A 14349-nucleotide genomic window follows, 5' to 3' on the forward strand; every position below is an offset into this window, starting at 1 on the left:
GATCGCTTGTCCTTATTTTATATTTTCTATCCAATTAAATGAAAAGAAATGCAAATCAAAATCAATGCACATTATGCAGCTATGCTACTCCTATTTCTGGGCATGGCCACTCTATCCTGTAAAAAGCAACCTGTTCAGGAACCGGTTACCAATGAAACGCCCACTATCGGCGCTACACCGGAAGAAACGGGCCTGGATGCCATTAACAGCACTTTCTCTGAAAACTGGGACGGTTATGCCCACGGCAGTACTTATACTACCGCGCAGGCATCAGGCGATTTTGGAAATATCAGCGGGTGGAATGAATCCCGTTCTATGATCTCCAATGGCAACCTGCGGGTAACGCTTGAGCCCAATGCCCTTTCAGGGGCCGGCGGGATTGTGAGCAATATTGATGTTTCTGACGGCTCTGCTTATGAGCTGGATTTTTCCATTCGTTTTCACAGCCAGTTCGACTGGAGCCGGGGAGGAAAAGTTGGCTTCGGCTTTGCCATTGGTGAAGGCAATGCCGGCGGCGATCCTGCCTGGGATGGTAATGGCGGTACCCTGCGCCTGATGTGGTACAATAACAATGGCCGCGTTTATTTCCATCCTTATGTGTATCACAGGGACCAGATTGATGAGTATGGAGATAATTTTGGTAAGTCTTACCCTTCTTCAGGAAGCCTTGTCAAGGGACAAACCTATAATGTACACATGTATATTAAGAGCAATACCGGCAGCAGTACCAATGGCCGGGCGCAGATACTGGTAGATGGCAATACGCTGCTGGATATTCCCATACGATGGACTACCAATGATGCACAACGCTTAATTAAGAAAGTGACCTTCCATACCTTCCGTGGCGGCAGCCAAAGTTATTGGATGTCACCCACTGTTGGGTATATCTATTACGATAACCTGTCCGTACACAAGATCAGTAATTAGGAATCGTTAACCCGGCAAGCGACCAACCTGCAATCCCTGGCCCTAAGGCCGGGGATTGCAGGTTTATATGGGTTAATTATTTTTTATGACGGCCGTTTTACTCCTGCCCAGCCATAACAATGCATCGAGGATAAACCTGTTTTGTGTTTCATTGGCGAAGGTGAATGACAACTCCTTATTGGTCTTGTTCTCATAGTCGATATCATTGTGTCCCATGTTCACATACAGCATCCTGTACCGGGTATTGGTCCAGGCAACGGGATAATAACCACTGTGCCATATTTCATGTTGCTTGGGACCAGTGCCCAGGGGAAAGCTGGTGGAATCAATAGACAACAGGATCTTTATAGCGGGATTTTTGCGCAGGTCTTTCTGCCAGCTATACCATTCATTGGGAGCCGATTTAAAAGTGGCCGGTAAATGTTTGGTGAAAGGATGCTTGCCATCTTCCACCCGCAGCACGGCTGCTGTTGGCCGCCAGGTATTACCCTTGTATTCTCCGCAGCCGAGGAACTGATTGTGGTACCAGTCCCAGTTTTGCGGAAAAGCAGAGGGAGTGAGCGCAAAGCCGGCAAAATGAAATCCTATCCAGGCGCCATCCTGTTCCATGTATTGCTGAAAGGCAGTCCGCTGGGCTGGTGAATCGGGCCGCGTATCTAAAAAAAGCACGACCTGGTATTGCGCCAGGAACCGGGCATTCATATTATCCCAGTTGTTGGTGGAGTCGTAGACAAAATGATTGTCCACGGCTGCTTTGGCCAGCCATTTATTGGCCTCCTGCACATAACTGATGTGTGCGGGATCGTTTTTGGCGGTATAAAACCCAATGACTTTAAACGGGGAGGTGCTGTTCTGCGCCAGGCCATTCAGTAAAAGGCTAAGGCTTAGGACGCAGCAAATGAATGTTTTATGGGGCAGCAGGTTCGTCTTCATGTTCCGATGACAGGTTTGCTCCAAATTAACGCTTTTTCACATCCCCTATCACTACCATTCCCAGGCAATCTTTCTGGCAGCCCTCCGAGGAGCTAGGCAAAAACATCGAGCTTGTCTTTATTCAGTATTTCCAGGTAGTGCGGGTTCGTCATGATGCCCAGGATATTACCAAAGGGATCTATCACGGAGGCTGTAATGAAACCTGCTCCCCGGGGAATGATGGGCTGGTGTTCTTTGGCGCCCATGGCTTTCAGTCTTTCAAGCGTGCCTTCGAGGTCATCCACATGCCAGTATAATACGGCGCCACCCGGATTGGCCGCCGGACCGCCCGGCATGAATTTACTGTCTATAATGCCAAATTCATGCTGGTAGTCGCCAAGGCGCCATTCTATATAAGCCGGGTTATCGGCATCCGGACGCTGGAAATAGGGTTCCACGCCAAAAAGTTCGGAATACCATTTCCCTGCCGCCTTCATATCGCCGGCAAAGAAATTAATAGTGGCAAATCCGCGGAATGAGTGTGTTGTAGCCATTTTCTTACTTTTAGATGATTAATGTGCTACAAACCTAATACCACCCCCTGACAGCCTTATGTCAGGAGCCGGCAGGGAATATTAATATATTTCTACGTTCGAGATGACCGGGCAGGCCTTGGCATCTGTTATGTTTACCCTGATCTTATTGGTTTTTGTGGGAGCGATTTTTAATATGCGTTTGTATCCGATGGTAGTACCTTCTGTTATCTTTTTCCAGTCACCATCCTGCCAGGCTTCTACTGTAAATGTCTTCACACGTTGTCCCAGCTTAATGTATTCCTGCAATACAATGTATTGTACCGTGGAATTGGCAGGCAGTGTAATTTCAAAGTTGCCGGTAGTTTTATCATCATCAGTAGCCCAATAAGTTGCTTTGTTGCCATCAGTAAGATTGCGGGCAGCAAAGGCCGGCTGTTTACCCCGGTAGCTGTCTGCTTTTACCGGTGCTTTCAGTGCCAGGTTCTTTGCAAATTCCTTCTTCAGCAGGGCCGCAAATCCGCGCAATGCTTTCACATCATTCTCATGAAACAGTCCGCGGCGGTCAGGAGGAACATTCAGCAACAAGGTAGAACCACGTCCTACGGAGGTCAAATAGATATCAAACAATTCCTCCGGTGTTTTTACCTCGCTGTCTTCTTTGGCATGATAGAACCAGCCGGGCCTGATAGACACATCCACTTCAGCAGGCACCCATTGCTTGCCATCGGGTGAACCGGTATTCAGTAATGTATTGATATTGGGTTTGCCGGCATATAAAGTATCAGTGGAAATGGTATTCCAGTTGGTTTCTCCTGCCACACCGCGTTCATTACCTACCCAGCGTACACCGGGTCCTGCATCGCTGAAGAAAATAACATTGGGTTGTATACCACGCACCATCTGTAACGTAGTGGGCCAGTCGTAATAGGTAGCGCCATTGATCCTTCTTCTTTCCCGCGCGCCGCCATAGTAACCGTCACCGCCATTGGCGCCATCAAACCACATTTCAAAAACAGGACCATATTGGGTGAACAGTTCCTTCAACTGGTTACGGTAGTAAGTAACATACGAGGGAGAACCATAATCGGCCCGGTTCCTGTCCCAGGGGGATAAATACACGCCAAACTTCAATCCATATTTCTTACAGGCATCGCTGGCTTCTCTTACAATATCGCCCTTTCCGTTTTTATAAGGACTGTGTTTAATGGAGTGTTCTGTGTATTTACTGGGCCACAGGCAAAATCCATCGTGGTGCTTACAGGTCAAGATCATTGTCTTGAAACCTGTTTCCTTCAGGGTTCTTGCCCATTGTCCCGCATCTGTTTGCGTGGGATTGAAAATAGCAGGCTGCTCATCGCCATAGCCCCATTCAAGATCGGTAAAAGTGTTGGTAGTAAAATGCACAAATGCATTCATCTCCATCTCATGCCAGGCCAGTTGCTGTGGGGTAGGGAGGGGCAATACCGGCGCAGGAGGAGCTACTTTAGTGGTTTGTGCCAATAATCCTGCCGGCAACAACAGGCAGGAGAGGTGCAGTAAACGGAGCCTGAATGATCGGAGCATTTTTACAAGAATGATTAATAATTGATAAAAATAGGGTGAATATGTTTTATTCTATTCCTTTCACACGCATACGCAAAGTATAGATGGCAGTAGATGCAGTGATGAACAATTGATCCCTGTTCTTACCACCAAAACAAAGATTGGCAGTCCACTTTTCCGGTATATCAACATGCGCAATCTGCTTTCCCTGGGAGTTGTACACGGTTACGCCATTGCCGGCAGCATACAGATGCCCTTCCTGGTCCAGCGTCATACCATCTGCTGCCTGGGAGGCAAAGAGCTCGCGGTTGCTCAGCGTAGCATCTTTATTGACCTGGTATTTATAGATCTTGCCTGCGCCTATATCCGCTACATACAGGGTTTTACCATCCTTGCTGCCTACAATGCCATTGGGCCGGGTGAAATCGCCGGCTACCATTACAGGGTCTTTTGTTCCGGGGGCCAGGTAATATACCTGTTGTTTATCCAACTCTGCCTTCTGGCGGGTCCAGTATTTACGTTGATAATAAGGATCTGTAAAGTAGATACCTCCCTTGCGGTCAAGCCACAGATCGTTGGGGCCATTCATTTTCTTTCCTTCGTAATTACTCATGAGCACGGTGACTTTACCATCAGGTGCAATGGACCATAATTCATTTTCCGCATCAGCACAGGCAATGAGATTTCCCTTTTTATCAAAGGATAACCCATTCGACCTTCCTGTTTTATCCAGGAACAGGGAGAGCTTTCCCTCTGTATCATATTTCCAGATCTTATCATTGGGCTGATCGGTGAAAAAGATATTACCCTGTTTATCTACAGCAGGCCCTTCTGTAAAACTGAATTGACGGGCAATCAACGTTGGACTGGCATTTTCATATACCGGTGATAGTGTATCTGTAACAAGAGGAGCGGAGGCTTTTCCCGCGGTGCTGCAAGAGACAGAACACAGGGCGCAACTTATTGATACAAGTAGCAAAAAGGAGCGGTTGATGATCATGATGGCGGCATTTGAGAATACAATGCTAAGCAATTCAGGAGATTATTTATTGGTTTTAGGCTTATATTAATTGTTGTTATTTAGAACAATTGTTTGTTTTATTATAAAACTTTGTATATTTGTGGGGAGTTATGAGATCAAAACTGTCACAAAAGCTGATTGGCCAACGCCTTACAGCACTCAGGAAATTAAAGGGATTATCACAGGAAGACCTTGCCAAAAGAGTACAGCTATCCAGGCCCTCTCTTGCCCAGATTGAATTGGGTAACAGGAGTGTAGATGTACTGGAGCTGCAAAAATTTGCTGAGGTACTTGGTTTTTCATTAGATGATTTTGTATCCAAAGATTTTTCTACCACTGAACAACCTGAAGAAATGATGACAATTGATCCGCAACAAACTACCATGCGTGTTTCCATTCCTGCCCTGCAGGTGGATAAATTCAGGCATGTATTGTTATACGTCCTGGAACGTTGTGCCGGAAAACCGAATGTTGGTGAAACCGTATTATACAAGCTGCTCTATTTCGCAGATTTTAATTATTATGAATTATATGAAGAGCATCTGACCGGGGCCAGGTACCGCAAGTTGCCTTACGGTCCGGTGCCACAAAAGCTGGATACCATTGTAAATCAGATGGTAGATCAAAACCAGTTACAGCGGATCAAAACGGATTATCATGGCTATCCTCAAACCCGCTATATCCCCCTCGAAAAGCCCGATCTTACACTACTAAAAGCGAGTGAGAAAGAAGTAATTGATAAAGTGATCGCCCAGTTTTCCGATTGGTCTGCTGCTGCTATCAGTGCCTGGTCACATAAAGACATGCCCTGGCTTGCCTCCAAAGAAGGAGAAGATATTGACTATGAGCTGGCCTTTTACCGGGAAGCGCCGTTTACAGTACGGAATTATGGTAACGAAATAGAGGAACCATGAATTTTGATGAGTTGCCGGAGTATAAGAAAGACCTGAAAAACCTGCTTAAGAAATACCGCACCCTGGCAGAGGACATGGAAGTAGTGAAAAAAGTACTGCGTATATCACCGGATGAGCGTCCTCCCTTCAGTTTCCGGATTGATAACCTGGGTATTGAAACCTGCATCATAAAAGTAAAAAAGATTGCCTGCAGGTCATTAAAAGGGCGGGGCGTTAACTCCGGAATGCGATTGATCTATGCATTATTCAAAGAAGAACAGAAGATCGTCTTCATAGAGCTCTACCATAAAGGCGAAAAAGAGTGTGAAGACAAGCAACGGGTTATTAAACATTTCAAATAAGCATTTATAAAAGCTCCCTCGACAAGCTCAGGGTGACAAATTCTTCAGCCGCTCATAATCTTCCGGCGTATCAATGTCTATACTTCCCAGGGGAAAGGGAATGGTGGCCACTTCTTCCGGGAATTGTTGTAGGAGGCGTTTAGCGCCTTGTTGTCCATTCAGTTGTTGCAAGGCCGGAAAGTACTGCTTATCAAATAGTACCGGCGTGCCAATCGTATTGTCATAGCTGCAGCCTACTATTCCTTTGCCCGACCTTTCTTTTTCAGCGATCATTTGCTGCAACAGTTCAGTAGTAATAAAAGGCTGATCGCACACCGCAATGATAAGGGCATCCGGCGTAAATCCTGCCTGTGTCATGCCGGTTACACCTGCAGCCACAGAGGTGCCCATGCCTTCCTGCCATTGTTCATTGGGTATTAACTGTACTTCGTAGTGTTGTAAGGCTGTTGCAATAGCGCGGGTATGTTCGCCGGTGACCACAAAAACAGGTTTGCTGATGGCAGCCGCAGCCGATACCGTATGCTCCAGGAAAGTTTTGCCCTGCCAGGTCAGGAACATCTTGGGCTGTCCCATGCGCGAGGAAGCGCCCGCCGCCAGTAATAGCAGGGCAGTGGTCATACAGTAGATGTATTGTTATTGGATAGTTGTTCCGTGATGGTGCAGCTTACCGGGTCAGTAGTAGGATTGGTAGCTTTAGGATGCTGCAACAGGTATTGCTCATGTTGATGGATAGAACCTTTTTTATCACGCAGGGAATTGCCAACCCTGGCAGACAACACCATTTTTATTTCGGCCATGATGGATAAAGCGATCTCTTCGGCAGTCTCTGAGCCAATATCAAGTCCGGTGGGGCCATAAATGTTGCTGAGCATAGCATCGGTGACGGCGATGCCTGTTTCTTCTTCCAGTTCTTTGAGCATACGCTCCAGTTTTCTGCCCGGCCCCAATACACCTATATAATCGTAAGGCTGCCCGAGCAGTAATTGCAGCATGGACTTATCGTAGTTGTAGTTGTGCGTCATGAGCACAAAGGCTGTTTGAGCGCCTGGCCGTATTTGTTCCATAGCAACGGCAGGCTTGCCGGTAATGATATACCGTGCATCGGGAAACCGCTGCCGGTTGGCATGTCCCGGCCTGCCATCCACGATGGTAGTATGCCACCCAAGTGTGTTGGCCATTTTTACCAGGGGTAAGGCATCATTTCCCGCGCCCACAATGATGAGCGATACCGGTGGCTTTACTAACTCAATCAGCCCGCTGGTAATATTTTCATCCAGCTTGTATTCACGCAATAGGGAGGTGTTGGTATGTAACACTTCCTGTATATCGTTGCCGGTAACTTTTTCCCAAACAGGATTAGCCAGGCTGCTGTGAACAACGCCATTGGCATGCAGTAAACAGGTGCCGGGTTGAATACCATCATAAGCGGCGAGGGAGAACAGCGTTACTATGACAGTCTCCTTTCCTGTTGACATCGCTTTTTCCAGCAACGCTACCGGGTGATTGGTGATCGCCGGATCAATAGGCTCAAAGAGGATGTGTACAATACCATTACAGCCCAACTGTACGCCGAACTGTATATCATCTTCATCGGTGGTATCGTAGGTAACGAGTTTGTTCTGCTGTTGTGAGATGGCCAGTAATGCTTTCCGGAGCGCATCACCTTCCAGGCAGCCGCCACTGATAGCGCCGGTAAGCTCACCATCTTCTGTTACCAGCATCCGGGCGCCCGGCCTGCGGTAAGAGGAGCCTTCCACATGCACTACGGTAGCCAGGGCAGTTTTTTTGCCGGCCTCCTGCGCCTTTTTCCAGGATTGTATAATGTCTTCTATTTCTTTCATAACCTGCCGGTAAATTACTAAAATTAAACAAGGTTAAGCATGCATTAGCTGTTGTAGTTCATCCAGTAAGGCGATCTGCCGTTCATTGATCTTTTCTTTGGCCGCCTGGATGGAGAACCAGGCCGCTTTGGCTATTTCGGGGAATGTTTTCTTTTTACCCGATTTGGGCGGCCATTCCAGCTCAAAGGTATTGCTTACAATGGTGGTGATATCCAGGTCACCTTCTACTACCCAACAATGAACAATCTTACCGCTTTTTTGTTTAATCGGGGTCAGGGAAATGAATTCCCCTTCCGGGCGAAAGCCTGTTTCTTCCTCCATTTCCCGTATGGCCGCCTGTAAAGGCTCTTCTTCTTCTTCGGTAAATTCACCTTTGGGTATTGTCCATTTGCCTGCATCATTTTTCCCGGAGAAGAAAGGACCGCCAGGATATACCAGGAGCACTTCTGTCGCTTTGTGGACTTTCCTGTACAGCAGGATGCCCGCGCTCTGTTTCGCCATTACCTAAAGTTAAAAAATTCCAAAGCAACGAAGCGCATAGTTGTTTTTCCCTAACTTTATATTTCCCACTCACCAAAGAAAAGGAGGTATTCATGAAATCTACAGATCATTCATGGACACTCCAGGTTGGTATCGTCTAACCGGGGTATGATCCATCAAAATATCTGCTGACCAAGGGGTCAGGAAAGCCATCCCGCCATTGCCGGATGGCTTTTTTATTGGGATCCTGTTACAAACTAAGGTGAGCCGCCCTCCTGCGCTGCTTTTGCCACGCTGCAGGGCGACCCACCTTATTACTATTTAGGCTATGGGTTGCCGGGAACGATTGCGTAAATAAAGAACTGGCAATTCCGTATTCCGGTGTTGTTTCTGTCTAACTTAATATTCGTTTTTATTTCCTGCCGGCATTGCCTGGTAAGCGGTGTATCTTATCAGGTAAACGCGACAGGAACCCGATAGCAAACCCCTCCATCCGGTTTATGGTCTCATAGCGATTGCTTGTCCCGTTCCATCCGGAACAGGATTAATCCTCTTATTTGTTTCCCGCTATTGAGCCGCATTTTTTACTGGCATTGAAATACCAGCAGCAAACTGTTTTGCAGAACATTTTGCCCTTGGATGCTCATGCAGACAGGCTGCCTGTATACTTATTTTCTTAACCTTAAAACAGCTTGTCGCATGAAAAAAAATCTATGTCTCTTGTCATGCCTGTTGTTTGCCGTCATGGCTTCATTTGCCCGGCAAACACTTTATGTATCTCCTTCGGGAAGCGCTTCCAACAGCGGTACTTCCATTTCTGCTCCCACCACCTTACAGAATGCCATTGCTACGATTGCTGCCGGTGGTACTATTTATATGCGGGGGGGCACTTATAACATTACTTCCACCATTGTTATTGCAGAATCCAACAGCGGCACTTCCGGCGCTACGAAAAAGATCTTTGCTTATAATGGAGAAGTACCGGTGATCAGTTTTGCCGGTATGGCCATCTCCACTTCCAACAGAGGGATTGTATTGGATGGCAGCTACTGGCATTTTAGAGGTATCATTATTGAAAGCGCCGGCGATAACGGCCTGTTGCTTTCGGGGGATAACAATACTATTGAAAGCTGCATTTTCCGGAGGAATGCCGACAGCGGCTTGCAGTTAAGCCGTTACAACACGTCGTACAATTCTATCAGTCAGTGGCCTTCCAATAACCTCATCCTGAATTGTGAGGCGTATGACAACAAAGACCCGGACAATGAGGATGCGGATGGCTTTGCCGCCAAGCTTACCAGCGGTAATGGCAATGTGTTCCGCAACTGTGTATCCCACCACAATATTGATGACGGGTGGGACCTCTACACTAAATCGGATACCGGTCCTATCGGCGCTGTCACGCTGGAAGGATGTATTGCCCACTCCAATGGTGTACTTACAGATGGCTCTTCTTCCGGCAATGGTGATAAGAACGGATTCAAGCTGGGTGGAGAGGATATCTCCGTGAATCACATTGTGCGGCGGTGCATTGCTTTCAATAACGGGAAGCATGGCTTTACGTACAATAGAAACCTGGGTACTATTGAAGTAACCAACAATACCGGTTACAACAATACAGAGCGCAACTTTAATTTTGACGGAGGTACCAGTGTATTTAAAAATAACCTGTCGTACCTCAGCGGTTCCAACGACAGGATCATTGGCACCGCTACAGCGCCCAATGCTTTCCAGGGGGCTTCCGGCTCCTTCACTGTAACGGCAGCCGATTTTGTAAGCTTGTCGCCAGGTGCTAATGCCAGCCCTGTAAGCAGTGGGTTTCTCAACCTGGCCAATGGCAGTGACCTCATCAACAGTGGTGTAACTTCTACTGGCATTACCTACAATGGTGCTGCTCCTGATCTTGGCGCTATAGAATCCGGCGCTACCACCACTACCTATACCCTTACTACCAGCGCCTCACCTGCAGCAGGTGGCAGCGTAACCCGTAGTCCCAATGCCACTACCTATAATTCCGGCACCGTAGTAACCTTAACCGCTGCTGCGGCTTCCGGCTATACCTTTACCGGTTGGAGTGGTGATGCTACGGGCACATCCACTTCGGTAACAGTTACCATGAACAGTAATAAAACGGTTACTGCCAATTTCACCAACAGTACCGGTGGTACCTATACCTTAACCACTACTGCCAATCCGGCTGCCGGTGGTACCATTGCCCGTAGTCCCAATACGAGTTCTTATGCAGCAGGTACGGTGGTGACTTTAACAGCTACACCCGCCAGTGGTTACTCCTTCAGCAACTGGAGTGGGGGAGCCAGTGGCACCAGCACTACTACCACAGTTACTATGAATGCCAATACCAGTGTAACGGCTAATTTCAGCACCAACTCTGGCGGTACTACTTTGCGTATCAATGATAAGTCTGGCACGGGTACTGGTTATTGCAGTGCGGATGGCTCCAGGCAAAATACCTATACAGGCGCCGATGGTGGTTATTATGTGAACCTCAGCAATTCCAGCGGCAAGGGTATTACCTGGGCCGTGAGGGCCGGAGCAGCAGGTACCTACACCTTGCGCTGGCGTTATGCCAATGCCGGTTCAGCCAGTGCAACTTCCGCACGGGTATTGGTGAATGGCGTACAGGTCATTGCCAGTGTTGCCTTCCCCAAAACAACCACCTGGAGTACCTGGGTCAATACGGCTGATGTAACAATAACCTTAGTAGCCGGTACCAATAAAATACGATTGGAAACAACCGTCGCTGCAGAATTTGCCAATATTGATTGGATTGAGATCGTTGGTAACAATCCTACAGAAGCTTTGTGTAGTGGCGCCGTGGGTAGCAAGCTGATGGTAGCGAATGAGGCGCCGGAAAATGCCTTGCTGGCAGCCGCCGACGCATGCGCTCCTGTTGGCTGGGCTACCCAGAATGGGGGCACTACCGGCGGTGGCAATGCTACACCGGTTACTGTGAGCACGCTTGCCAACCTTACTTCCCAGGCCAATGGTTCCGGGTCAAGGGTGATCTATGTAAGTGGTACCCTGGGTGCAGGCGTGGGAACGCGTGTACGTGTAGCAGCGAATACCACCATTATCGGGTTGCCAGGTGCTACTTTGTACGGCGGTTTTGATGTAAGAGGAAACAATGTGATCATCAGGAACATGATCGTTCGCGGTCCCGGTGCAGTGGATGTGGATGGCGTGGATTGCATCAATATTGATGGTTCGGGCACGACCAATGTGTGGATCGATCACTGTGATATCTATGATGGGCAGGATGGTAACCTGGATATCACCAATGGCGCCAGCTATATTAGTGTCACCTGGACAAAATTCCATTATACCGGCGCTTCCAGTAATCACCAGTTCTGTAACCTGATCGGTAATTCAGACAGCAAGACCAGTGACCGTGGCCGCCTCAAGGTGACGATGATGTACAACTGGTGGACAACAGGCTGCGTGGAACGCATGCCCCGTGTTCGTTTTGGTGAAGTACATGTGGTCAATAATTTATTCGATAGTCCGCAGGCCGATTATTGTGTGCGGGCAGGCATAGAGGCCAACCTGCTGGTGGAGAGTAATTATTTTGATGGCGTTAATCAGCCCATTGACTTTTTTGAAAATGATTTTACGGCTATTACCGCCCGGAACAATGTATTTAATAACACTACAGGCAATACGGCCGGCAGCGGCACTTCCTTTACGCCTCCTTATTCCCTGACCATTGCTCCTGCTGCAGAGGTGAAAGCAGCCGTTACGGCCAGTTGTGGCGCCGGTGCTACTTTGCCATCACCCACTACCTGTGGTTGTGGTACGAATCCTACCACTTATACATTGACCACTACAGCCAACCCGTCAGCAGGTGGTAGCATTACCCGCAGTCCGAATGCCACTACTTATAATGCCGGCACTGTGGTAACACTTACGGCTGTTCCGGCGAGTGGTTATACTTTCGTTAACTGGAGTGGTGGCGCCAGTGGCACCAGTACTACGACTACGGTTACCATGAATGCCAATACCAGCGTAACTGCCAACTTTACCAACAGCACAGGTGGCACTTATACCTTAACTACCACTGCCAATCCGGCTGCCGGTGGCACCATTACCCGTAGCCCCAATGCGAGTTCTTATACAGCGGGTACGGTAGTGACTTTAACAGCTACACCTGCCAGTGGTTACTCCTTCAGCAATTGGAGTGGGGGAGCCAGTGGCACCAGCACTACCACTACCGTTACCATGAATGCCAATACCAGTGTGACGGCTAACTTCGGCACCAGCTCTGGCGGTACTACTTTGCGCATCAATGATAAATCCGGCACCGGCACCGGTTATTGCAGTGCCGATGGATCAAGGCAAAATACCTATACGGGCGCCGATGGCGGTTATTATGTAAATCTCAGCAATTCCAGTGGTAAAGGCATTACCTGGGCCGTAAGGGCCGGCGCAGCGGGTACGTATACCTTGCGTTGGCGTTATGCCAATGCCGGTTCAGCCAGTGCTACTGTTGCACGGGTATTGGTGAATGGTGCGCAGGTCATTGCCAGTGTTGCCTTCCCCAAAACCACTACCTGGAGTACCTGGGTAAATACGGCTGATGTAACAGTAAGCTTGGTAGCCGGTACCAATAAAATAAGACTGGAAACAACGGTTGCCGCAGAATTTGCCAATATAGACTGGATTGAGATCGTTGGTAACAATCCTACGGAAGCTTTGTGTAGTGGTGGAGTAGGCAGCAGAGTTGCTTCACAGGGGGCGACTATTCCGCTGGTGGATGAAGCGCCGGTAGTATTGCCCAACCCATCCCGTGGACAATCATCCCTGAAGCTCACGTTGGCTACGCAGCAGCAAATACGAGTGAACATCTATGCGACTGATGGCCGTATGGTGCAGCAACTGGTCAACAGGTTATTTGCAGCGGGTGTTCATTACCTGCCAATCTCCTATAAAGGATTGAAGGCGGGTGTGTACTTCATATCCGTGAACAATGGAACAAAATCAGATGTGGTGCAGAACCTGGTGATACAATAGTTCCTGTACAAGTGTCTATAAACTTTGAGGGTTTAGCCTGGCTGTTGTGCCGGGCTAAACCCTCAATATTTAATACAGAATGCTCTTTATTTTTTTGTTACAGGAGGAAGCAACTTTGCTTTTTTCAGAATTTCATTAGCCCTGGCGAGTTTCTGGGGAAAGTTGTACGTGGCGTCATCTAAAATGCCTTTAAAAACGATCTTTTCCTCATCCGTAAGATGAATGCGTTTTGCAAAAGATGTTATTTTCTTTTTCTTCATTGGCATACGTAAAGTTAAGTAATTCTTTGAATAAAGTAAAGATTGTATATGTAGAGCTCGTTTGGATTAAACGGCTCTTCTACTAACGAATCTATTCTAAAGCCTGTGATTTTGAAGTGGTTAGAGAACTCATGGTAATAATTTTTTAAGATTCTTCCATAGAGTCTTGTCCTTCCTTCGGTGCTGCCTTCAAAGAAAATTTTGATATTGGGGCGGGAAAGCGTGTATTCCTCTATGATTTTTATTATTGTGGACATCACCATGCCCATATCTCCATTATTGGAGTTTGCCTGATCACTAAGAGTTCCATCCGCTAATAAATCACCAAAGCCAAGGGCGACAATATTCTTTATTTCTGTTTGAATGAATTCTACACGTTTTACAATGTTGTTATTGCCTATACTTACAAATTCGTAGGTTGACTCACCGCATTTACGATACGGATACGCTGGTTTTCTCATACGCTGATTTTCGCAATAGTTAGATTGGTTCAATACCATGCTACTATCGGATCAATCAGAGCCAGTTAAATAATGTATCCGGAGGT

13 protein-coding genes are annotated in these 14349 nt (G+C 47.6%); 4 read left to right on the top strand and 9 right to left on the bottom strand.

Going from position 1 to position 14349, the window contains the following annotated elements; genetic code table 11:
- The first annotated feature begins 48 nt into the window (after window positions 1-48).
- Window positions 49-927: a polysaccharide lyase gene (locus HB364_RS12845; protein ID WP_167288373.1), complete on the top strand. Its 879-nt coding sequence runs from the start codon at window positions 49-51 to the stop codon at window positions 925-927.
- A gap of 72 nt (window positions 928-999) precedes the next feature.
- Here HB364_RS12845 and HB364_RS12850 read toward each other — a convergent pair whose 3' ends face one another.
- The 4 genes from HB364_RS12850 to HB364_RS12865 all read right to left on the bottom strand — a co-directional run bounded on the left by HB364_RS12850 (window position 1000) and on the right by HB364_RS12865 (window position 4917).
- Window positions 1000-1860 (bottom strand): ThuA domain-containing protein, encoded by an 861-nt coding sequence (locus HB364_RS12850; RefSeq protein ID WP_167288374.1) that lies wholly within the window; start codon window positions 1858-1860, stop codon window positions 1000-1002.
- Between the two features lie 92 nt (window positions 1861-1952).
- On the bottom strand, window positions 1953-2393 hold the full coding sequence (locus HB364_RS12855; RefSeq protein WP_167288375.1) for a VOC family protein: 441 nt from the start codon (window positions 2391-2393) through the stop codon (window positions 1953-1955).
- Window positions 2394-2474: 81 nt separating this feature from the next.
- Window positions 2475-3938, bottom strand: coding sequence for an alpha-L-fucosidase (locus HB364_RS12860; RefSeq protein WP_167288376.1), 1464 nt, complete (start codon window positions 3936-3938; stop codon window positions 2475-2477).
- A gap of 46 nt (window positions 3939-3984) precedes the next feature.
- A complete protein-coding gene (locus HB364_RS12865; RefSeq protein ID WP_167288377.1) occupies window positions 3985-4917 on the bottom strand; it encodes an SMP-30/gluconolactonase/LRE family protein in 933 nt (310 codons plus the stop codon).
- A gap of 131 nt (window positions 4918-5048) precedes the next feature.
- On the opposite strand from HB364_RS12865, the gene HB364_RS12870 reads away from it, so the two are divergent.
- Window positions 5049-5852, top strand: a complete 804-nt coding sequence (locus HB364_RS12870; RefSeq protein WP_167288378.1) for a type II toxin-antitoxin system antitoxin SocA domain-containing protein — start codon at window positions 5049-5051, stop codon at window positions 5850-5852.
- A complete protein-coding gene (locus HB364_RS12875) occupies window positions 5849-6193 on the top strand; it encodes a hypothetical protein (RefSeq protein WP_167288379.1) in 345 nt (114 codons plus the stop codon). Before HB364_RS12870 ends, HB364_RS12875 begins: the two co-directional genes overlap by 4 nt.
- Before the next feature lie 27 nt (window positions 6194-6220).
- Here the strand turns inward: HB364_RS12875 and HB364_RS12880 are convergent, their stop codons facing one another.
- Genes HB364_RS12880 through HB364_RS12890 form a run of 3 tightly spaced genes read right to left on the bottom strand, consistent with a single transcriptional unit; the run spans window position 6221 to window position 8535 of the window.
- Window positions 6221-6811, bottom strand: a complete 591-nt coding sequence (locus HB364_RS12880; protein ID WP_167288380.1) for a nucleotidyltransferase family protein — start codon at window positions 6809-6811, stop codon at window positions 6221-6223.
- Window positions 6808-8034: an XdhC family protein gene (locus HB364_RS12885; RefSeq protein WP_167288381.1), complete on the bottom strand. Its 1227-nt coding sequence runs from the start codon at window positions 8032-8034 to the stop codon at window positions 6808-6810. The genes HB364_RS12880 and HB364_RS12885 overlap by 4 nt, the downstream gene beginning before the upstream one ends.
- A 33-nt stretch (window positions 8035-8067) precedes the next feature.
- Window positions 8068-8535 carry an NUDIX domain-containing protein gene (locus HB364_RS12890; RefSeq protein ID WP_167288382.1) on the bottom strand — a complete coding sequence of 156 codons (468 nt, stop codon included), beginning with the start codon at window positions 8533-8535 and terminating at the stop codon, window positions 8068-8070.
- A 678-nt stretch (window positions 8536-9213) separates the two neighbouring features.
- Here HB364_RS12890 and HB364_RS12895 point away from each other — a divergent pair.
- Window positions 9214-13542, top strand: a complete 4329-nt coding sequence (locus tag HB364_RS12895; protein ID WP_167288383.1) for an InlB B-repeat-containing protein — start codon at window positions 9214-9216, stop codon at window positions 13540-13542.
- A gap of 86 nt (window positions 13543-13628) precedes the next feature.
- On the opposite strand, the gene HB364_RS12900 is transcribed toward HB364_RS12895, so the two are convergent.
- Both HB364_RS12900 and HB364_RS12905 read right to left on the bottom strand, forming a co-directional pair.
- On the bottom strand, window positions 13629-13802 hold the full coding sequence (locus HB364_RS12900; protein WP_167288384.1) for a hypothetical protein: 174 nt from the start codon (window positions 13800-13802) through the stop codon (window positions 13629-13631).
- A gap of 14 nt (window positions 13803-13816) precedes the next feature.
- On the bottom strand, window positions 13817-14263 hold the full coding sequence (locus tag HB364_RS12905) for a DUF6934 family protein (RefSeq protein WP_167288385.1): 447 nt from the start codon (window positions 14261-14263) through the stop codon (window positions 13817-13819).
- Window positions 14264-14349: the final 86 nt, after the last annotated feature.

Origin of the sequence: Paraflavitalea devenefica, from assembly GCF_011759375.1 — a bacterium.
Lineage (GTDB): Bacteria > Bacteroidota > Bacteroidia > Chitinophagales > Chitinophagaceae > Paraflavitalea > Paraflavitalea devenefica.

Bases quoted from the DNA above. Each gene is read 5' to 3' on its own strand.
- HB364_RS12845 (WP_167288373.1), top strand. From the start codon at position 49: ATGCAAATCAAAATCAATGCACATTATGCAGCTATGCTACTCCTATTT.
- HB364_RS12850 (WP_167288374.1), bottom strand. From the start codon at position 1,860: ATGAAGACGAACCTGCTGCCCCATAAAACATTCATTTGCTGCGTCCTA.
- HB364_RS12855 (WP_167288375.1), bottom strand. From the start codon at position 2,393: ATGGCTACAACACACTCATTCCGCGGATTTGCCACTATTAATTTCTTT.
- HB364_RS12860 (WP_167288376.1), bottom strand. From the start codon at position 3,938: ATGCTCCGATCATTCAGGCTCCGTTTACTGCACCTCTCCTGCCTGTTG.
- HB364_RS12865 (WP_167288377.1), bottom strand. From the start codon at position 4,917: ATGATCATCAACCGCTCCTTTTTGCTACTTGTATCAATAAGTTGCGCC.
- HB364_RS12870 (WP_167288378.1), top strand. From the start codon at position 5,049: ATGAGATCAAAACTGTCACAAAAGCTGATTGGCCAACGCCTTACAGCA.
- HB364_RS12875 (WP_167288379.1), top strand. From the start codon at position 5,849: ATGAATTTTGATGAGTTGCCGGAGTATAAGAAAGACCTGAAAAACCTG.
- HB364_RS12880 (WP_167288380.1), bottom strand. From the start codon at position 6,811: ATGACCACTGCCCTGCTATTACTGGCGGCGGGCGCTTCCTCGCGCATG.
- HB364_RS12885 (WP_167288381.1), bottom strand. From the start codon at position 8,034: ATGAAAGAAATAGAAGACATTATACAATCCTGGAAAAAGGCGCAGGAG.
- HB364_RS12890 (WP_167288382.1), bottom strand. From the start codon at position 8,535: ATGGCGAAACAGAGCGCGGGCATCCTGCTGTACAGGAAAGTCCACAAA.
- HB364_RS12895 (WP_167288383.1), top strand. From the start codon at position 9,214: ATGAAAAAAAATCTATGTCTCTTGTCATGCCTGTTGTTTGCCGTCATG.
- HB364_RS12900 (WP_167288384.1), bottom strand. From the start codon at position 13,802: ATGAAGAAAAAGAAAATAACATCTTTTGCAAAACGCATTCATCTTACG.
- HB364_RS12905 (WP_167288385.1), bottom strand. From the start codon at position 14,263: ATGAGAAAACCAGCGTATCCGTATCGTAAATGCGGTGAGTCAACCTAC.